The organism is Clostridium aceticum, from assembly GCF_001042715.1.
Classification (GTDB): domain Bacteria; phylum Bacillota; class Clostridia; order Peptostreptococcales; family Natronincolaceae; genus Andreesenella; species Andreesenella acetica.
In genome coordinates, this window is sequence record NZ_CP009687.1 from 2,717,847 (window position 1) to 2,737,636 (window position 19,790).

Genomic DNA, 19,790 nt, shown 5'->3' on the forward strand with positions numbered 1-19,790 from the left:
TTATTCTATGTATTCACTTAAAAAAAGGGTCAGATTCCCCTTAATACACCTATTCGATGACCTAACTGAGTCATTGGATAGTATCCTAATGTTAAGATCACACACAATACTAAAAAATTTATAGAATCATCAAGAAAATCAAACCATCGAAGTGTCCAGCCATATTGAAAGCCAATCAAAATAAAAACCATAAAAATATAATTAGGCAACACAGCTAGGCATGTATACTGGTAGAATCTTGATTTTTGATAAAAACCATTCCTATATCCATATAGATAACCTATAACTAACCATATTAATGAATAGCTTATCAGCAAAACCCATTTACTTTCCTCCATAAATTTCCACAGATAATGAATATTATGGAAATTACTTATATGAGAAATTGTAATGAATATCCCGACAATAACAATGCACACATTTACTAGGAGTAAAATAAAGCTGGGGATACTGATGCTATACTGTTCTTGGCTGTATAAAACAGCAACCTCCTGAGTCGGAGGCATTTCATCTATAGTCTGTTCTAATGCCAGTTTCTCATCTATACCACATATCATTAGCTGATAAACCTTGTCCTGAATATGGCTCTCATATTCTAAAAGTATATTATCTGTTTCAGCTATATTCTTCTCCAACAAAGAACTACGAAGACTTTGGAGATACTGAGCTTTCTTATTCATTATGATTACTCACCCTCCAGCATCCCATCAATCATTTTAGAAAAAATGTTCCACTCTTTCTTCTTCTGTTTTAGTATTATTAAGCCTTCTTGCGTTAGTCGATAATATTTTCTTGCTGGACCTTTGTCTTGTTCCTTTAAATAGGATGTTACATAACCCTTTTTCTCTAGTTTATGTAGAGCTGGATACAAAGTCCCTTCTTTTACATCTAGTTGTTCCTCCGAACGCCTAGTCATTTCTTTTGCTATTTGATACCCATACATATCATATTCCTTTAATATGTTTAGGATAATCAGTGAAGTGCTTCCCTTCATTAGTTCACGATCAAAACTCATCTTCAACACCTACCTAGATATTCTATGGTAATTTTATCATAGCTACCAATTTAATTCAACTCAGAATATTGCTTAAAAAATTTAATTCTACCCCTAAAATAAAATACCCCTAAACCTAGGACAGTCATTCCGCTTGGAGAAACAGGCCTTTGAGGTAAAAGTGAAAGTTATTTTAATAAAGTAATTGAAGGTAATTTTCCAAATATAATAGTATTTTTAAAAAGACAATGAAATAATAAAGAGAAGATTTTGTTGCTATACCTATTAAGGAATTTATCACGAAATCAAGAACTTGCACTGGTGAATTTAAGGCATATGTTGTAAAATATATGCATAGGAACTATTAGAAAGTATAGATGTGTACCAGCAAATTTTTATACACTAGAGGTTACATTTACATCCACGGCTTTGGGAGAAAACCATAGACCGTGTATATTAGAACCTTAATTTAGAAACAGCACATCTATAAGTAATATATTAAGGAGGCATTACTGTGGAAAAAAGACGTTTGGGGAAAACAAATCTCAACATTAGTGTTATAGGCTTTGGAGGAATCCCCTTACAAAGACTAGAGGATGAGGAAGCAATCAAGCTTATTGAGTTAGCAGCTGAACGGGGCATTAATTTTATTGACTCCGCCAGGGCCTATGGCAGAAGCGAAGAATTAATAGGTAAAGGAATTAAGGGAAACCGAGAGCATTGGATACTAGCAACAAAAACCATGGCTAGGGACTATGAGTCAATGAAAAAAGAAGTTGAAGTCAGTCTTAATAATTTTCAAGTCAAAACGATAGATCTTTATCAACTTCATAATGTGAAGACTATAGAGGACTATGAGAATGTTATGTCAGAAAATGGTGCATACAAAGCTCTAGTAGAGGCTAAAATGGAAGGTAAAGTAAAGGAGATAGGTATCTCTAGCCATAGCCTTGAAATAATTGAAAAAGTTGTAGAAACCGATGATTTTGCCACTATACAATTTCCCTACAGTGCAGTGGAACGTCAAGCTGAAGCTGTTTTTAAAAGGGCTGCAGAAAGGGATATTGGTGTTATTGTAATGAAGCCCTTATCAGGAGGGGCTTTAAACAATGGGAATTTAGCTCTAAGGTTCATACTAGAAAATAAGAGTGTAAGTGTAGTTATTCCAGGGATAGATAATGCCCAACAAGTTTATGAAAATAGTGAAGTAGGTATTGCCTATAAACCTCTCTCCGATGACGAAAGAAAAACATTAACAGAGATAGCAGATAAGTTAGGACTAACATTTTGTAGAAGATGTGGCTACTGCTTACCCTGTCCTCAAAAAATTGATATTCCAACTCAGTTTTTACTAAGTGGATACTATACCCGCTATGACCTTCAAGACTGGGCCCTTGATAGATATGGCACCTTACCAGCGAAGGCATCAGATTGTCTAGATTGTGGAGCATGTGAGCCAAAGTGTCCCTATGATCTTCCAATTCGAGATATGCTAAGAGAGGTCGTTGGTAATTTGGAGGGAAAAAAATAATTAAGTATTATACGTATACTACTCACGAATATTTATCTAAACTATATCTCTAGAGTTAAAATCCCACCTTTAAACGTTAGCGTAGGTGGGATTTTATAATCAGGTTTGTTGATTTTATCTGTCTTGTGAGGTTGCAAACACCAAGCCTGATGTATAGAAATCAAGTTTAAGGGGTGATACAATCAGTTCAGTAGAAATTAGACTTTTTCATTGATTCTTCACGATTCTTTTTTTAATTCAACACCATTTATCTTTAAATGAGCGTGAAATATTTCCGATGCTGAGGGTAGAGTCTCTGGAGTTTGCCAGGTCTCTGGTTTCCAAATATTTGATTCTTTTAATGGTCTAGAACAATGGACAAAGCATTCTTCTACATCTACTCCTATTCCCAGTAGTGGAATATTACCTTTTAAAGCCATTTTATTTAATATTTCTTTATCCTTAATCAACATTGCACGTCCATTGATGCGCAGTACCTCTTCTAATCCTGGAATAATGAATATCAGACCAACATGTGGATTAGATAAAATATTGAGGTTAGAATCTTGCCGTTTGTTACCAGGGCGATCAGGAATAACTAATTGATGTTTGTTTAAAATTATTACTGATCCTGCTTGATCGCCTCGTGGTGATACATCGCATTTTCCTTCTGCATCAGATGTAGAGAGGAACAATAGCGGTGACATCGATATAAATCTTTTACATTGGTCATCTAAAATTGAAACGCTCTTTTTTATGACCAACTCATGAGGTTCCCCAATTAACTCTCTAAGTTCTTCCTTTGTAGAAACGCTATTGCGAGAAAAATTTATTAGCTCCATAAAATTGCTCTCCTTTAAGTATCTATTCTAAATCGTCTTTTATTATCAGTATTATTATTTTATATTCATAAGCGTTAACTCAACATAATTATTTGCAAATTTCTCTCGAGCTGTCATCCTGAGTGCAGCGAAGGATCTTCGAACAATGAAGATTTTTGCTAATTCTAAGATCTTTCGAATCCGCTTTGCTCCTCTCAGGATGACAAATTATGGTTTCAGTTAACACTAATAATTTTATATTATAAAAATTAGTTTTATAATCCTTTTTGTATCAAGGATTCATATGTAGGTTTCTTATCAACTAGTATAAGTAGCTGACGTTTGCAAATTCACATGATATCTTCCCTTTGGTACGATAAAGGGAGATCCAGAAACTGGATCCTTTATAACGGAGCAATCAAGATCAAAAACTTGTTTAATTAGTGCTTCTGTTATGATTTCAGAGGGAGATCCCTCAGCAATAAGATTTCCCTTATGAAGTGCAAAGATATAATCTGCATAGCGAGCAGATAAATTGATATCATGGAGAACCATGACGATGGTTGTAGCTCGCTTTCTATTTAGGTCTGTCAACAAATCAAGGATTTCAACCTGATAAGTAATATCAAGATATGTCGTAGGCTCATCCAACAGAAGGATATCTGTCTGTTGGGCAAGTGCCATAGCGATCCATACACGTTGCCGCTGGCCTCCGGAGAGTTCCTCCACACAACGATTTGCTAGATCCGTGATTCCCATAATTTCTAAAGCCTCTTCTATAGCCTCATAATCTTTTTTGCCTAATCCCTTAAAAAAAGATTGATAGGGAAATCTTCCTCTTCCCACCAAATCTGCTACAGTTATGCCTTCTGGTACAACTGGAGATTGTGGCAGAAGTCCCAAAACCTTAGCTAATTGTTTTGGTGGAATTTCACTGATTCTCTTTTGGTCAAGGATGATTTCTCCAGAGGTAGGTTGGATCAACCTAGCAAGTGTCTTAAGCAAAGTAGACTTACCACAGGCATTGGCACCAATAATAACACTGATTTTATTGTTTGGAATAACGATATCAATACCGTCAATAATAATTTTTTTATCATACCCAGAATGAATATGATTACCTTTTAATGATTGTGATGTCTTCATGCTGACCCTCCTGTTCGATTCATGCGAATAAGTAATATTATTAGATAAGGTGCCCCTAGAATACCCGTAATCACCCCTACTGGGAATCTGGTTCCAAAGGCAAACTGACCAATAAGATCAGCCCCAAGTACTAAAATGGCTCCCACAAGCCCTGCTGGAAATTCATTTGGGGCTCCACTACCTACAACTCTAGTTGCAATCGGTCCAGCCAGAAAAGCCACAAAGCTGATAGGTCCTGTAACTGCAGTAGCAAAGGCTATTAAAAATACAGCACTGAGAACTAATAAGAATCGTACAAGGTCAGCTCTTACACCAAGGGTAGTGGCGGATTGCTCTCCTAACTCTAAAATTTTAAGATGTCTTCCTAGCAATATGATTACAGATCCAAAAATAACTAAAACAATAAAAAGGCTCGGGATATTGGTCATTTGAATGCCGTTTAAGCTACCGCTAAGCCACCTATATGCGGCAGGCACATCATATTGTGGTGCCTTTAGTAATAGAAAGGATACAACGGCATTAAGCATTGCTTGTATTCCTATTCCGATAAGTATTAACTTCCCTCCTGAAAAGCCCCCTACCTTGGAGAACAAGTAAATCAACACTGCCACCAGAAGTCCTGAAATTACAGAGACTACTGAAACAATAGTTCCACTCATTTTTAATACTAGTATACAAAACATAGCCCCTACGCTGGATCCAGCTGTTACTCCTATGATATCTGGACTGGCTAAGGGGTTTCGTAGTATTGTCTGAAAAGTACTGCCTGCCATCCCAAATCCTATGCCCACTAGAAGACCCGCTAGCATTCTTGGTAATCGTAAGGTGCTAATGGCAAAAGAAGCACCCTGAATCTCTTCTCCCAGAAGCACTCTAATGACAACTTCAAGGGAGTACTTACTATTTCCAAGCAAAAGTAGAGTAACACAGAGGGATAAAGTTATTGTGGCTAGAATTAAAGTCACTACTATCCAACGGATCTGTCTCTTGCGGTATCCCAATCTAATGATATTAAGTTTATCTCCCATCATAAGGCTCGCACCTTCGCTCTCATGGCAATAATAACAAGTATTGGAGCTCCGATAAATGCCGTCACAATCCCTGCTTCTAGTTCACTTGGACTACCAATCAGTCTTCCTAGAACATCTGAAAGCAATAAAAGCACAGCTCCACCAATAGCTGACATAGGTATGATCAATCGCAAATTAGGACCACAGATAAGACGCATCGTATGAGGAACCATAAGACCTACAAAGCCGATGGGTCCTGCCAGTGCTGTAGTTGCACCACAAAGTAGAACCCCTGCCAATGCTCCTACCAGTCTTACAACGCCTGTACGAACCCCTAGACCTGTTGCAATGTCATCTCCCAATGCAAGTGCATCCAATGCAGGAGCCGACAACACACCTAAGACCAATCCAACAATGAGAAATGGAAGTACGGAGGATATACCTTCCCAAGTGGCTCCGCTGATGCTTCCCACTTGCCAGAAGCGAACAGCATTCATAACGTCTGTACGAGGCAGAATAATTGCGCTGACTAACGAAGATAGAGCAGCACTGGTGGCTGCCCCCGCCAAGGCAAGCTTGATTGGCGTCGTTCCTCCCTGTCCCATGGAGCCTATTCCATAAACAAACACTGCTGTAATTGCTGCACCTATCAAAGCAAATAGAATATACTCTTCAGCAGAATTAATGTGAAAAAAAGCAATACCCCCCACGACGAACAACGAGGCACCCGTATTGACACCTAAAATACTGGGATCTGCAATTGGGTTTCTAGTAATAGCCTGCATAAGAGCACCAGATATCCCAAGAGCTGCTCCCGCCATGATGCCGAAAACCGTTCTTGGAATCCTTTCATGGACAACAATTTCATTAATCGTTGTCATTCTAGAATGTATCAAAGTATCCAGTACTTCATTCAGGCTTATAAAACGTGCCCCAAATGCCAAGGAGGCGAAAATACATAATGCTAAACTGAGTAAACTGACAAATAGTAATAGGATTATTCTAGAAGGTTTCATTCTACTTTTTCAGCTGCCTCTCCAATTATGCTTAGATATTCATCGATGGTGGCTGGAATGGACAGAGCACTAGGTGTTCCCGATGCTGCTAAAGGCGTACCATCTTCAATTACTGCTATAGAACCTCTCTTTACTGCTGGAATCATTCCAAGAAGAGGATTTGCCTGTAATGCTTCTATTAGTGCATCACTCCCGTAGGTGATGATAATATCAATGTCTTCAATCAAATCCACATTTTCTGCACTCAGCTCTAAAGCAAAACTATCGGATTCTTTAGCCAATTTTGCAATACTCTCTGGAAGCATCATACCCAAATCTGTAAGATATGCTGCACGAGGATCGTTAGGAAGATATATGTAAAACTTTCCTAGGTCTGATGGATTAAAATAAAAGAAAGCTGCTGTTTTTCCTATGTTTTCTGGATATTCACTAATTTTTTCTGCTATAAGATTCTCCAGTTCACTTATTAACTCTTGGCCTTCTGATTTCATTCCTAGCCCAGCTGCATTCAAAACAATCTGATCTCGCCAGAAGGTCTGCCATGGATGGGTTGTATATGCCACAACAGGTGCAATTTTGCTCAATAGATCATATTCTTCTTGAGTGATACCTGAATAAGCTGCCAAGATAACATCTGGCTGAACATCACTAATGGCTTCGTAGTCCAGTCCATCGGTGTCTCTAAAAAGAATAGGATTATCAATTCCTAATTCTTTAAATTTAGCTAATGTCCAGGGCAAAAGACCACTACCATCTGTTACTCCATAGTTTGCTTCGGAGACCCCTACAGGAACTACACCTAAGGCCAATGGCACATCTTGGTTCCCCCAAGAGATGGCAGCAACTCTTTTTGGTTCAGTTTCAATAACTGTTTCTCCAAATACATGTTGGATGGTGATTGGATATACGGTAGAGGAACCAGGTCCATTGCTGTAAGTGTTAGTTTGATCTGCATCAGATGATATTGCTGGTGAGTTTGCACAACCTGTTAGTACAAGAATAAGTAGGATTGCCATTACAAAGATAGACTGTAGTTTTTTGAATTTCATAATATTCTCTTCCTCTCTTTGTTACATAAAATAATGGATGATATTGCGTTAAGCTAAAATATGTATTGATCAACACTGTAATGATTATCATTATACAGCGATAATTATTATCAGTCAACTTATTTATTTGATCTTCTATTGGATTTCTTTTTATACTCATGTCGAAACCTACAGACAAGTGATAACTAAAAAAGTGAACTCGTTTCAGCAAGCTAAAACGAGTTCACTTTGTCTTCAATATGTTTGTACTTAAAATCCTCTCAGTTTTATTATATCAGTCAATGTACAACCTAAATATGTTACTGAATTTATCTATAGTATTAATTCATCTAAAACTAACTTACATATATATCTGAAAATTCTATTTCTACAGCTTGCATAATCCTATTGTCTGGTAGTTGAAACTTCTCTGGTGTAGGGAGGTCATCCTTCTGTTTAGTGATAGGGAGTATTACAGTAAATGTACTGCCACAACCAACTTTACTTTCTAATTCAATAGTACCATCAAAAGCTGATACCAGTGTCTTTACCAGAGATAATCCTATTCCCGTTCCTTCTGCTTGTCGTGTAAGTGTATTGTCCACCTGACCAAAACGTTCAAATACATGTTCTTGCTTGTCCTGTGGTATTCCCACACCTTCATCCTTAACTGAAATTAAAACCTTACTTCCTTCACAGAATACATGAACGTAGATTGAGTTACCCTTAGGTGTAAATTTAATAGCATTAGATAAAAGATTTAATAATATTCTTTCATATTTTTCCTCATCTATAGCCATTTCTAAATCCTCAATACTGCTAGAAAAGTATATACCGACGCCCTTTTGATTAGCAAAGATCAGCACGGACTCTGTTATAGACCGAGATAAAAATACTATATCTAGGTTCCGCTTATGTAACTTCATATGACCTGCGTTATACCTGGTAATATCAAGAAGATTATTTACAAGCCTGATTTGTCTAAAACAATTAGTTTTAATTCTTTTAAGATGCTTTTTTACCTTTTCAGGTAATAGGTGACTATATAAATCATTTATGGCTTGTAATGCAGCATTGATTACATTTAGTGGTGTCTTAAACTCATGGGACATAATTACTAAAAATTCATCCTTTATCTTCATAGCATCCTCAAGAGCCCTGACTTTTTCACTTTTCATTTTAATAATAATCTCATTAAGTTTTTTAGATTCTTGCAATAGTTTATTTTCTCTTTCTAATGCATCACGTCTAATTTTGATCAGCTTGATTTGAGCGTCAATTTTCGCAATAAGCTCACGAGCTTTAAAGGGTTTAACTAAATAATCATCCGCCCCTTCCTCTAATCCTTCTATTCTGGCTTCTTCTCCTGCTCGTGCTGACAGAAGAATAATAGGTATTTCTCTTGTATGAGGATTTGAGCGAAGCTTACGTAAAAGTTCTATGCCCCCCAACCCTGGCATCATCACATCAGTTAATATTAAGCTGGGAGGATTTAATAACGCAACTTCCAAAGCTGTTAGCCCATCAGATACCACCTCAACATCCCATTTTTGTCCTAGGAGACGGTACAAGTACTCCTGCATATCCTTGTTATCCTCAACAATAAGAATTCGATCGGAAGATAATCCAGTAGCAGCAAGCAGCGTTGATGATATCTTAGAATCTACTTCTTTAGTAAATACTTTTGGTACCCAACTAGAGATTTCATCTACATAGGAAGCTGCTCCTGTTTCAATGGAAGTTTCTATATGGCTATGGTCTATTTGATCCTGAGGTAAATGGTCTGAACCTTTAGGTATTTTTATAAAAAATTTACTACCACAGTTTACTTCACTTTCCACTCCAATGAATCCTCCATGAAGTTTTACAAGTTCTTTAATTAAAGATAGACCTATACCACTACCTTCATGGGTCCGTGATTTTACATTCTCCACTCGATGAAATCTGTCAAAAAGCTTAGACTGTTCATGTTTAGGGATTCCTATACCTGTATCCTCCACAGTTAACTTCACATAATCCCCTTGCCACCTTATCGCTACAGTAATCTGTCCATCAAAGGTAAATTTAAACGCATTTATTAAGAGATTAAGAATTATTTTCTCCCACATTCCTTGATCAACATATACTGGTTCCGGTAGTGGCGGGCAATCTATAACCAGCTTCATCCCAACCCTTTCAATCATGGATCTAAAAGCACTTGCTAATTCTGCTGTATAAGTAGACAAATCAGTTGCTCTATAAACCGCCTGAACCCGTCCCGCTTCAATACTAGAAAAGTCCAAAAGTGAGTTAACTAGCTTTAACATCCTTAATGCATTACGGTGGATAGTCTCAAGTTCTCCACGGGTCTCCTCCATTAATGGTCCTTGCAGCAGCTCCTCTAGAGGACCTAGAATTAGCGTTAAAGGTGTACGGAACTCATGACTGATGTTACAGAAAAAGTTGGTTTTAGCTCTATCGATTTCAGCAAGGGCTTCAGCACGTTTTCTCTCTTCCTCATATGCATGAGCCTTGGCAATACCAGCTACAATTTGATTTGCTGTGAGTCTATACATTTCCTTGTATTGTTCATCCAGCACTCGTAAAGGATTTACTCCAGCTATCAGAAAACCATAGGGGTTTGTTTTTCCTGCTCCTGTTAGGCTGAGAATTACCGCAGAATTTAGTACAGTCCCCCAGCCTTTATTAGTGAGGGTCCCGAACCGTGATTCTAGATTATCTACAACCAACATATTATCCGATTTATTAGTTTTACTTAAAGGCCAACCTTCTGCTCCAATTTGTAAATCAATACATGGATTTTTTATAGAACCTTCATATTCACTAAGTCCAGTTGTTGCTATCAAATTGGCTTTCCCTCCATCCTCACTCACTAGGTAGAGAAGGGTGAAGGGAATATCAATATGATACTTTGTTAATATCTCCGCAGATGTTAGACATGCTTCTTCTGCAGACGTCATGGCCACATGTGCCCCTAAATCACGTAACAATCGAAGCTGGCGTTCAAACTGAACTTGAGTTGTTGTATCCTGACAAGTTACAAGTATGCCTCTGATGTTCCCAGCATCATCCCGAATTGGACCATAGGAAAAAGTATAATAGGTTTCTTCTAAAAAACCTCTTCGGTTCATAGGCAATAATAAATGTTCATCCCAAGTGGCACCTTGACCGGTTAGGACTGCATCTACTTTCGGTCCTATAATATGCCAAATTTCCTGCCACACCTCAATGGCTGGTTTCCCTAGAGCTTCTGGATGCTTATTGCCCAGTGAAGATATGTAAGCATCGTTATATATGTTTGTTAAATCATCCCCCCACCACAGTGCCATAGGAAATCGATTTTCAAGAAGCATAGCAGTTATACTACATAAGCTTGCGTCCCATTCTTCCATTGTACCTAACGATGTGCTGCTCCAATCAAGCTTTTGTACAAGGGTTTTCATATCATTATCACTTGGCAATATCAATTCATCCATTTAAAGTCCTCCTTATTTTACTATGTCAGTTTGCATAACTTCTACATCGGGGTAGCAATATAGTTATCCACTTAATAGGTCGTATATATTATTTAATGAATTTCTACATAATCCATAATATTCCTTTAATTTGTCCTATTTTTTTACATCTTTCCTTGATCTACAACCAATTCAGCATTAGTTGATATTCTTGCACCGTATCCTATAGAAACTAAAATAAAGAGAATGACACACCTAAAACAGTTTTGCCACCCAGCTGTAAAATTGGGTGGCAAATTAATATATTTTTACTGTAAAGGTCTTCTAAAGGGATTACACAGAAGTCCTCTATTTAAAAAACTACTCCGATACAATATTAACACTTCTTGTTGAAGAATCCCAGGTTGTTTTTACACCGAAGGCGTTGGATATAAAGGAAATGGGTACATAAGTTCTTGAATTTGCTATAATAGGTGGTGCATCTAGCAAGACAACCTCGTCATTAACTAAGGCATTAACTGAATCTATTGTAAGTATTAAATTAACTGTATCTTTACTTATAACAACTTGTCTTTCTAAAGCATGCCATTTAACTTCAGCATCTAAAGCTTCTGCTACAGCAGATATTGGAACCATCGTCCTTGCATTTAAAATCATTGCAGGTGATGGTAGCTGAAGTTTTTGATTATTTACGATAATTTGTATTGCTTCTTCAGTATTAGAAGAGGTAGGTTGACTTGACTCATTCATGTTGCTATTAGCTGACTTTTCATTGTCATAAACCGCCAATACTGTATTTAACTTCCTGCCTGGTCTTGTAATATATCTAGTATTTGCATAAAGTGCAGAAGATGCTCCTCCATCAAGATTGGTAGCCGCAATACATCCAATTTCCTTCATAATACTGGCCAATTCTGTCATTCTAATGCTTGATCCAGTAACCATCAGCACCTTCCCATCGGCTGTGATTCCAATAGCAGACCTTTGAGCAGGATTCTGGTTAATTTTGTCCTCAGTAAATTCACTGTTTGCTGGATCATATACTATTTTCCCATCTAAAATAAGTAAGGGACCTGCCTCTACCATTGTTTCAATATTATCTTTGGCAAATTCTTCTCCATTGTTAATAATAATTTCTCTATTTTTTGTGACAGCGAATGAACCACGATTTATAGTAGCGCCACTGTTAATTTGTTTCCCATTCTTATAAATATATCCCCAAGGAATGATATCTGCTTCATTTTGTGCATATGCATTAAAATAATTTCCGTTAATAGCAGCAACCGGTGTACTTCTGTTTATCATACTAGTAAAATCCTCCCAACCTACTCGACTATCATTTGCATTTATAACGTCAAAACTAAGATTGGGATTGTTAAAATTAACGGTTACAACATGAATATTTTTACCTTGAACCTTCATGCTGCTGTAAGTAACACTCTCTGAACTGGCTACAGAATAGAAGCTAGATAAGTTGAAGAAAAAAAGTAAAGTCATTAAAAAACATGTTTTTTTCATTTTCATTTGAATTCCTCCTGCGATTAGTTTTAATACCTATTCGGCAAGAGTCCTATAATTCCTGCTTATATCTTATAAAATATTCCTTTGTAAGTTCCATTATCTTCTTTTCAATCTACTTTTGCCTTCTTGGGGATGGTCAAAATTCATCTTCCTCCATTGGAACGGGAATAACCCATATCTCCATATAAGCGACATCCGACATACCCTTATAATATTTTTCCGCTAAAAAAGGTCGTGTTGTCAATTTTTGATTTGCCAACCAAGTTCCAAAGAGGTAGTTCATGGCTTTGCCCAGCGCAGAAGTAGTAAGCTCCTCAAAGCTCTCTGCTTCAAAACAGCATACCACATACTCGGATGCCAGTCACCTCACCAACAGGCGCCTGAGATATAGAGACTTGAGCAGAAAGACCAACATAGTTTTCAGTGGTATCCAGTTTCCTGCGGGTGATTTCTAGAACTATGCTGTCAGTAATCAACGGTACATCTTCATCAATCATCACGTAATTTAGCAGTAACTCTGGCTTCAAGATCTGATTAAGACGGAGGGGATTAGCCCGAAATTCTTTTGGCGTTATCCCATACGCAGCTTTATATATTCATTCCCCGGCTTCTTTACCAACCGTTTGAATAAGCGCTGAAAATAAAATTGCGAGAGTGCCGCCATTTCTGCCAGTTCTTCAATCTTAATCTCTTCAGACATATTTCCCTCGATATAATCTATAGTTTTTTGTATTCCTTCCCATGCGTGCATCATAAGCACCTCCTTATCAATAGTATAATACTAGATCTATATCCTACGCTTGACAGCTAATACCTTTTTTATAAAAAACCTTGCAGTAAAATTCATGCAAATCCATACACACCACATAGGTTTTCATGTTGGTTTTGTGTAAAAAGTTATACCCCTTTAAACTGTAAGGGGGTATAACTTCTGGTACTTATCAATCATTGATTAAACCTGCTCTAACCAATAGACTGCGAATAGCCGTTGCTGCCTCAGCATAGGTGAAGGTGTCTTTTGGATTAATGGTTTCACCAGTTCGACCACTAAACACGCCTATACTGACGGTCTTTTTGACAAACTCATAGGCCCAGGCTGCTATCTCTTCTTTATCTTTGTAGTTTTCTATTCTGCTATTATCTATTTCTTTTAATCCTACTATATCCATCGCCTTTGAATACATTACCATGGCTTCTTCTCTACTTATCTTTGCATCTGGTCTAAAGCTTCCATCTGGATATCCCTTTATGATGCCATATTCTGTTGCTGTTTCAATAGCATCTGCTAATTTATTAGTTACTTCTACATCTGTGAATTTGCTAACTTTTGCGACTCCAGTTCTATATATTCCAAGGGCCTTTGTTATATACTTTGCAAATTCTCCCCTTGTTATATACCCTTCGGGGTTAAAGGTTTCGGGGTTCTTTATCACTAATCTTGATGCCATGTCATTTACCGCTGCTTTTGACCAGTGGTTTTCTACTGATGCTACTGTTATTGGGTTCCATACTACTAAGTAACTGGAGTTTGTTAAAGAGTTTAGCTTTGCATACCATTTCCCATTTTCCATGTATACCGTTGTTGGTATATGGGAGAAGGTTCCATCTGCATTATATATTATTCCTGTTGTTATTTTGCTTGGGTCAACATCTTGTGGTATTTCCATCACTCGAGATACGTAACTGGTAAACTGGCTTACTATTGTCTCCTGCACCTCTCCTGCGGTGCTGATGGTCCTAGCCACTATTTGAAACTCTACTGGCTGTGTTATTACTTCCATGCCTTGGTCTCTTCCTCGTTGGACTATTTCGTTGACTTTTATTTCGCTGCTATAGTTTATCCGCACCTCTATTTCTATTTGCTGTAGGGATGTGACGTCCACATTCAACATAGCTGCCACTTTTTCGATAGCTATTTCTTTAGCTGGGATGACGTAATCTACCTTTTCTGTATTTATGACTAGAGTAAACTGATTATCTTCCATTTTTTTCACAATATCTCCGGTCAATATACTACGAATTTGGTTGGCTCCTTGAGCTGCTACTGATATTTCTAACACCTTTGGACCTTGTTTGCCTTCTGCTTGATTTAGGGCGATTATTTCGTCTATTTTTTGGCTTAATACGCTGCTATCGGTCCGCAGTTCTACGATTTTTTCTCCGTCTACTATTGCCTCTACTTCTATCTCTGTGGCTGGCCCTGGTGTAAGTGCTGGTATTGTATTGTCTGCGTTACCGCCGCCTGATGAACCTCCACCACTTGAGGTTTTTGTCCACTTTGCATAAAGGTTGATGTTGGTTGTTGCCATAATTAAAGTTGATCCTTGTGTATAGCTACTTCCTTGTCCGTTGGCTTGTGTATTCCAGCCGGCAAATGTATAACCTGTTTTTACCAGGTTTCCTGTATTACCCCGTACTGTAACAGATGCTCCCTCTTCATATGCATTGCTATCTGTCGGTACACTTCCTCCTGTGTTTCCATTGCCATGGTATGTCACAGTATATCTAGGAACTTGTACCGCTTCCCACTTAGCATATAACGTTACATTTGATATGCCCATTATGACCTGCGAACCCGGTATATAATCTATACCACTTCCATCTACTTGGGTATTCCAACCCACAAATGTATAGCCACTTCGCACTAGGTTTCCTGTATTTTCTAGGACAGTTACACTTGACCCTTCTGCGTATCTGTTGCTGTCTGTTGGTACACTTCCTCCTGTATTTCCATTACCGTAGTAAGTTACAGTGTTTAAGGTAACAAGTACTTCTGCTATTAGTGGAGTGGTGCTATTATTTAACTTGCTTTGGTTTAATGCTATAGTTCCTATGCCCTGAGTATTTAGTGAGCCATAAACTTCTAAAGTTATTTTATTGTTGCTATTACTTACTGAACTTATGTTTAATGTACTAAATATGTTTCCTAAATTTATGTCATCTGCATATACAGAGCCTGTTACTGTGTCATTATATAAGTTTAATATAAAGATTTGATTAAAATTAGTATTTCCCTTAACATTATCTGGATTTGCTGTCATTCTGATGCTGGTTGAGTCAATCCAATTTGCATACAACGTTACATTTTTAGTTCCCATTGTAAAGGTGGCACCTGCCGAATAGTTTGTCCCATGTCCATCAGCTTGGGTATTCCATCCTGTAAAAATATATCCTGTTCTTTCCAGATTTCCAGTGTTTCCTAAAACAGTTATGCTTTCTCCTTCTTCGTATGCCTTGCTGTCTAATGGTACTGACCCATCAGTGCTTCCATTTCCTTCATAGGCTACAGTATATGTTAGATTCTCAGCTCTGGTTACAGTTACTGTATATGTTTTTATAGTAGTTCCATCCTCTGCTGTGACTACTACTGTTATTGTATTTGCTCCTAGGTTAAGACCTATTGCACCTGATGCCCCACCGCTTACCACAGGGGTTCCATTTACTGTAACTGTTGCAGAAGGGTCTGTCACTGTTGGTGTCACTGTTATACTTGTAACTGCATTTGCCACGCTTGCTGTGTAGTCTGTTGTTTCACTTACAAATACTGGGTTAAGTGTTCCACTGCTAAGGCTTAGTCCTGACAGGTTAGCATTATCTGATAAAGCCGCTGCTTCCCTTGTTACTACCAGCGTATATGTCTTCATGCTTGCATCCTGGGCTGTTATCACCACTGTTATCGTATTCGCTCCTACATCAAGGTTTATTGCTCCTGATGCTGCACCACTTACCACCGCAGCTCCGTTTACTGTGACCATTGCTGTTGCATCCACCACTGTTGGCGTCACTGTTATACTTGTAACTGCATTTGCCACGCTTGCTGTGTAGTCTGTTGTTCCACTTGCAAATACTGGTGATAGTGTACCTTCACTTAGTGTAAGATTGCTCAAGTCGGCATTATTTGATGCCCCTCGAGTTACTACTACTGTATAGGACTTTGTGCTTCCATCCTGGGCTGTTACCACCACTGTTATCGTATTTTCTCCTACAGCAAGGTTTATTGCTCCTGATGCTGCACCACTTACCACTTCAGCTCCGTTTACTGTTACCGTTGCAGTAGCATCCGCCACTGTTGGCGTCACTGTTATACTTGTAACTGCATTTGCCACGCTTGTTGTATAGTCTGTTGTTCCACTTGCAAATACTGGTGATAGTGTACCTTCACTTAGTGTAAGATTGCTTAAGTCGGCATTACTTGATGCCCCTCGAGTTACTACTACTGTATAGGGCTTTGTGCTTCCATCCTGGGCTGTTACCACCACTGTTATCGTATTTTCTCCTACAGCAAGGTTTATTGCTCCTGATGCTGCACCACTTACCACGGCAGCTCCGTTTACTGTTACCGTTGCAGTAGCATCCGCTACTGTTGGCGTTACTGTCATACTGCTTACTTCATTTCCTACACTGGCTGTATATTCTGTAGTACCGCTATCAAATACTGGTGATAGTGTACCTTCACTTAGTGTAAGATTGCTCAAGTCGGCATTACTTGATGCCCCTCGAGTTACTACTACTGTATAAGGCTTTGTGCTTCCATCCTGGGCTGTTACCACTACTGTTATCGTATTCGCTCCTACAGCAAGGTTTATTGCTCCTGATGCTGCACCACTTACCACCGCAGCTCCGTTTACTGTTACCGTTGCAGTGGCATCCGCCACTGTTGGCGTCACTGTTATGCTGCTTACTTCATTTCCTACACTGGCTGTATATTCTGTAGTACCGCTATCAAATACAGTGTCTAGGGTTCCACTGCTTAAGCTTAGAGCCGATAAGTCTGCATTGTTTGACAAAGTTGTAAAACTATTTACACTTCCGTAAGATGTTCCCTGTGAGTTGGTTGCATATGCCCTTACATCATAAGTTGTATTGGGAGCCAGCCCTGTAAGGTCTACGCTATATTCTCCTGTCCCTACTGTTGAAGCCGTTACTGCTGTATAGGGTTCTCCACTGCCATTTACTCTATACTCTATTCCCCTCTCAGTTATTGTATCTCCACCATCAAAGGTTACATTGCCGCTTACCGTTGCTGATGTGGATGTTACAGACGATAAACTTCCAGTGGTCACCGTTGGCTCTGTATTAGAAGTAAAATCAATTACAAAGTTATCAAATATTAAATACTGATTTGTTCCTGTACCTGTAATAGTAAAGCTAGTTATATTTTGAAAATTCGCTGAGTTATGAGGAGCGATAATATGCCCATTATTATAAATATTTACCATGTCACCTATAACATGATGCTCTTCTAAATTGCCACCTCCAGGATTAATAGTAATTGTTTCATCAGAAGCATTTAGCCCTTTATAAGTAAATTGAGTAAGGTTGAAAGGACTATTGTCTAAAAGACGCACATTAACAGAGAAGTGTGGCGGTCCCCAACCACCATCGTGGAGCAAAATCATATCTCCAGAAGAATTATTCATACTATCGAACCAATCTTCCGGTGCAACAATTAACACATCACTCACTCTATTGGCTTCAATAACCAAAGTAACACCGTCAATTTCCTGCCTAACTGACGAAGTCTCACTTCCATTTATTGTTCCACTATCAAAATCAAATGTAATAGAATTTGAACTTGCATATGTTTCTATTGGCACAAACATACTGAGCATTACTGAAAACAAAATAACCAATACGATATTTTTCTTGTTACCCATTCGATCTACCCCCTAATTTAGAATAGCATTAGTTGTTTATAAAACTTTTTCATCAAATTTTACTTTCTGACCCATAATTAATTTTTAAAAAAACCAGAATATCTTTTCATACTCTGGTTTAATTAACTTGCATTAAGGTTTTGAGATTGTTATAGTATATGTTTTTGTATCACTGCCTATTTTAGATGAAACTATTATCGGAATAACATTTTGTCCGCTATTTAAATTAACAGATATTCCACTACCACTTGTAGTGCTTTTTCCGTCAACAGTAATAGCTGCATTATCGTCTTCTGCTTTAGGTGTAATAGTAACACTACCTATTGCAGGCATAGCATTCGCTGTATAGACAAATATACTTTTGTGAAATGCAGGATTAAGTTGTACCATTGGAGGTGATATTGTTATGTTATTCAAATACGCACTACTAGCCCTTGTCACATTCACACTATAATTCTGTACAACCCCACCAACTTTTGAAGTTACCTCTACGGTTATAGTGTTGCTTCCCACATTTAAGTTAATTGGCTGTGATGCTGTTCCACTCTGTACAACTGTACCGTTCACCTTTATAGTAGCATTAGGGTCTTCTGCAGTAGGGATTACTGTAATACTTTCGGTAGTATAGCCTACATCAGCAGTATAGGTGGAGTTTGCAGGTGAAAATGCCGGCTTAAGGATGCCGCTGCTTAATCCAAGTTTATTCAAGTAAGCACTTGTCGGCTGTGCCTGATACACTTCAAGCTGACCTATGGAAGCAAGTTGAGGATTGCAGTTAAGTCCTTTTCTAACTACTACTCTCACATATCTGGCACTTACCGGCTCAAATTTCCTGTCAGTTGCTTTAAGCGTATTTCCAATCACAGAATCAACTTTAATCCAATTAAACCTATCTAAACTAACATGAAATTCATAATCCGACATATTATATGGAGGCGAAGACCACCCCATATCACCCATATGTTTCACAACCCACCTATCAATCCAGTAAGGTGTTTGTAAATCAACATCTAATGAATTTGGAACAGTATGGGCAAGCCATCTATTTACAGGATTCAAAGAGCCGTCTACTGCGCGGGCGGGTATATAAGGTTTTATAAAACTACTTGCTTGTGCTGGCTTGTATAATGCCACATTCGTCTGGGCTTCTAACTGATCCTTCATTGCAACACATCCTTTCCTTGAAACCTTAAATTATAGACCGCTTAACTCCTCATAGGATACAGTCCCACAAGAGCCATACAGTATATCATACCTGGAACCGGCTCAGCACCTCTTAAATTAGGTATGCCAAATGTTGTACTTCCATTTCCGCCATACCTTGCCCCTAATAGTGAGTATAGTGCTTGATTTGCATTGATTTGCAAAAGCTGTCCCTCACATGCTATCCAATCTTGTGGCACAAAATTGTAAGGGAATAATTCGATTTGACCTATAAAACAATCCATACTTTAACCCCTTTCTTTATTTTATTAGTGTAAGTTTACACACTATTTCTTATAATAAAAGTCTATGTCAAAGACTGTAGTATATTGATTAGAGAAAACACTACAGTCTAAGAGTTTATAAATATGTACAACTGCTCACATATAAATAAGAAACATAATTATTTTCAGATATTTAGCAGTGTCG

At 38.1% G+C, this 19,790-nt stretch carries 16 protein-coding genes; 1 reads left to right on the forward strand and 15 read right to left on the reverse strand.

Going from position 1 to position 19,790, the window contains the following annotated elements:
- Positions 1-29 precede the first annotated feature (29 nt).
- Both CACET_RS12610 and CACET_RS12615 read right to left on the reverse strand, forming a co-directional pair.
- On the reverse strand, positions 30-680 hold the full coding sequence (locus CACET_RS12610) for a hypothetical protein (protein ID WP_044824718.1): 651 nt from the start codon (positions 678-680) through the stop codon (positions 30-32).
- 5 nt (positions 681-685) lie between these two features.
- Entirely contained in the window at positions 686-1,015 is a 330-nt protein-coding gene (locus CACET_RS12615; protein WP_044824717.1) for a PadR family transcriptional regulator, read from the reverse strand.
- Between the two features lie 493 nt (positions 1,016-1,508).
- Between CACET_RS12615 and CACET_RS12620 the strand changes: the two genes are divergently transcribed.
- Positions 1,509-2,525 carry an aldo/keto reductase gene (locus CACET_RS12620; protein ID WP_044824716.1) on the forward strand — a complete coding sequence of 339 codons (1,017 nt, stop codon included), beginning with the start codon at positions 1,509-1,511 and terminating at the stop codon, positions 2,523-2,525.
- Between the two features lie 218 nt (positions 2,526-2,743).
- Here CACET_RS12620 and CACET_RS12625 read toward each other — a convergent pair whose 3' ends face one another.
- The 13 genes from CACET_RS12625 to CACET_RS12675 form a co-directional block, all read right to left on the reverse strand.
- Positions 2,744-3,346 carry an MSMEG_1061 family FMN-dependent PPOX-type flavoprotein gene (locus CACET_RS12625; protein WP_044824715.1) on the reverse strand — a complete coding sequence of 201 codons (603 nt, stop codon included), beginning with the start codon at positions 3,344-3,346 and terminating at the stop codon, positions 2,744-2,746.
- A 297-nt stretch (positions 3,347-3,643) separates the two neighbouring features.
- Positions 3,644-4,471, reverse strand: coding sequence for an ABC transporter ATP-binding protein (locus tag CACET_RS12630; RefSeq protein ID WP_044824714.1), 828 nt, complete (start codon positions 4,469-4,471; stop codon positions 3,644-3,646).
- Positions 4,468-5,502, reverse strand: a complete 1,035-nt coding sequence (locus CACET_RS12635) for a FecCD family ABC transporter permease (protein WP_044824713.1) — start codon at positions 5,500-5,502, stop codon at positions 4,468-4,470. The genes CACET_RS12630 and CACET_RS12635 overlap by 4 nt, the downstream gene beginning before the upstream one ends.
- The gene (locus CACET_RS12640; protein ID WP_044824712.1) at positions 5,499-6,497 is read right to left on the reverse strand and encodes a FecCD family ABC transporter permease; all 999 of its coding nucleotides are present in this window, start codon (positions 6,495-6,497) and stop codon (positions 5,499-5,501) included. The genes CACET_RS12635 and CACET_RS12640 overlap by 4 nt, the downstream gene beginning before the upstream one ends.
- Positions 6,494-7,546 carry an iron-siderophore ABC transporter substrate-binding protein gene (locus CACET_RS12645; RefSeq protein ID WP_044824711.1) on the reverse strand — a complete coding sequence of 351 codons (1,053 nt, stop codon included), beginning with the start codon at positions 7,544-7,546 and terminating at the stop codon, positions 6,494-6,496. The genes CACET_RS12640 and CACET_RS12645 overlap by 4 nt, the downstream gene beginning before the upstream one ends.
- Before the next feature lie 335 nt (positions 7,547-7,881).
- Positions 7,882-11,001, reverse strand: a complete 3,120-nt coding sequence (locus tag CACET_RS12650; RefSeq protein ID WP_052661399.1) for an ATP-binding protein — start codon at positions 10,999-11,001, stop codon at positions 7,882-7,884.
- A gap of 339 nt (positions 11,002-11,340) precedes the next feature.
- Positions 11,341-12,504, reverse strand: a complete 1,164-nt coding sequence (locus CACET_RS12655; protein ID WP_044824710.1) for a phosphodiester glycosidase family protein — start codon at positions 12,502-12,504, stop codon at positions 11,341-11,343.
- A gap of 133 nt (positions 12,505-12,637) precedes the next feature.
- Entirely contained in the window at positions 12,638-12,847 is a 210-nt protein-coding gene (locus tag CACET_RS21350) for a hypothetical protein (RefSeq protein ID WP_052661397.1), read from the reverse strand.
- Positions 12,831-12,977, reverse strand: a complete 147-nt coding sequence (locus CACET_RS21355) for a hypothetical protein (protein WP_423229892.1) — start codon at positions 12,975-12,977, stop codon at positions 12,831-12,833. The genes CACET_RS21350 and CACET_RS21355 overlap by 17 nt, the downstream gene beginning before the upstream one ends.
- A gap of 95 nt (positions 12,978-13,072) precedes the next feature.
- Positions 13,073-13,252 (reverse strand): AraC family transcriptional regulator, encoded by a 180-nt coding sequence (locus CACET_RS21360; protein WP_052661395.1) that lies wholly within the window; start codon positions 13,250-13,252, stop codon positions 13,073-13,075.
- Between the two features lie 190 nt (positions 13,253-13,442).
- Positions 13,443-18,158, reverse strand: a complete 4,716-nt coding sequence (locus CACET_RS19540) for a cadherin-like beta sandwich domain-containing protein (RefSeq protein ID WP_052661393.1) — start codon at positions 18,156-18,158, stop codon at positions 13,443-13,445.
- A 132-nt stretch (positions 18,159-18,290) separates the two neighbouring features.
- Positions 18,291-19,322, reverse strand: coding sequence for a cadherin-like beta sandwich domain-containing protein (locus CACET_RS12670; RefSeq protein WP_044824709.1), 1,032 nt, complete (start codon positions 19,320-19,322; stop codon positions 18,291-18,293).
- Between the two features lie 41 nt (positions 19,323-19,363).
- Positions 19,364-19,606 carry a phage tail protein gene (locus tag CACET_RS12675; protein WP_044824708.1) on the reverse strand — a complete coding sequence of 81 codons (243 nt, stop codon included), beginning with the start codon at positions 19,604-19,606 and terminating at the stop codon, positions 19,364-19,366.
- Between the last annotated feature and the right edge of the window lie 184 nt (positions 19,607-19,790).

What these genes read in the sequence shown, in the direction of transcription:
- CACET_RS12610 (WP_044824718.1), bottom strand. Translation starts at nt 680, where the DNA reads ATGAATAAGAAAGCTCAGTATCTCCAAAGTCTTCGTAGTTCTTTGTTG.
- CACET_RS12615 (WP_044824717.1), bottom strand. Translation starts at nt 1,015, where the DNA reads ATGAGTTTTGATCGTGAACTAATGAAGGGAAGCACTTCACTGATTATC.
- CACET_RS12625 (WP_044824715.1), bottom strand. Translation starts at nt 3,346, where the DNA reads ATGGAGCTAATAAATTTTTCTCGCAATAGCGTTTCTACAAAGGAAGAA.
- CACET_RS12630 (WP_044824714.1), bottom strand. Translation starts at nt 4,471, where the DNA reads ATGAAGACATCACAATCATTAAAAGGTAATCATATTCATTCTGGGTAT.
- CACET_RS12635 (WP_044824713.1), bottom strand. Translation starts at nt 5,502, where the DNA reads ATGATGGGAGATAAACTTAATATCATTAGATTGGGATACCGCAAGAGA.
- CACET_RS12640 (WP_044824712.1), bottom strand. Translation starts at nt 6,497, where the DNA reads ATGAAACCTTCTAGAATAATCCTATTACTATTTGTCAGTTTACTCAGT.
- CACET_RS12645 (WP_044824711.1), bottom strand. Translation starts at nt 7,546, where the DNA reads ATGAAATTCAAAAAACTACAGTCTATCTTTGTAATGGCAATCCTACTT.
- CACET_RS12650 (WP_052661399.1), bottom strand. Translation starts at nt 11,001, where the DNA reads ATGGATGAATTGATATTGCCAAGTGATAATGATATGAAAACCCTTGTA.
- CACET_RS12655 (WP_044824710.1), bottom strand. Translation starts at nt 12,504, where the DNA reads ATGAAAATGAAAAAAACATGTTTTTTAATGACTTTACTTTTTTTCTTC.
- CACET_RS21360 (WP_052661395.1), bottom strand. Translation starts at nt 13,252, where the DNA reads ATGCACGCATGGGAAGGAATACAAAAAACTATAGATTATATCGAGGGA.
- CACET_RS19540 (WP_052661393.1), bottom strand. Translation starts at nt 18,158, where the DNA reads ATGGGTAACAAGAAAAATATCGTATTGGTTATTTTGTTTTCAGTAATG.
- CACET_RS12670 (WP_044824709.1), bottom strand. Translation starts at nt 19,322, where the DNA reads ATGAAGGATCAGTTAGAAGCCCAGACGAATGTGGCATTATACAAGCCA.
- CACET_RS12675 (WP_044824708.1), bottom strand. Translation starts at nt 19,606, where the DNA reads ATGGATTGTTTTATAGGTCAAATCGAATTATTCCCTTACAATTTTGTG.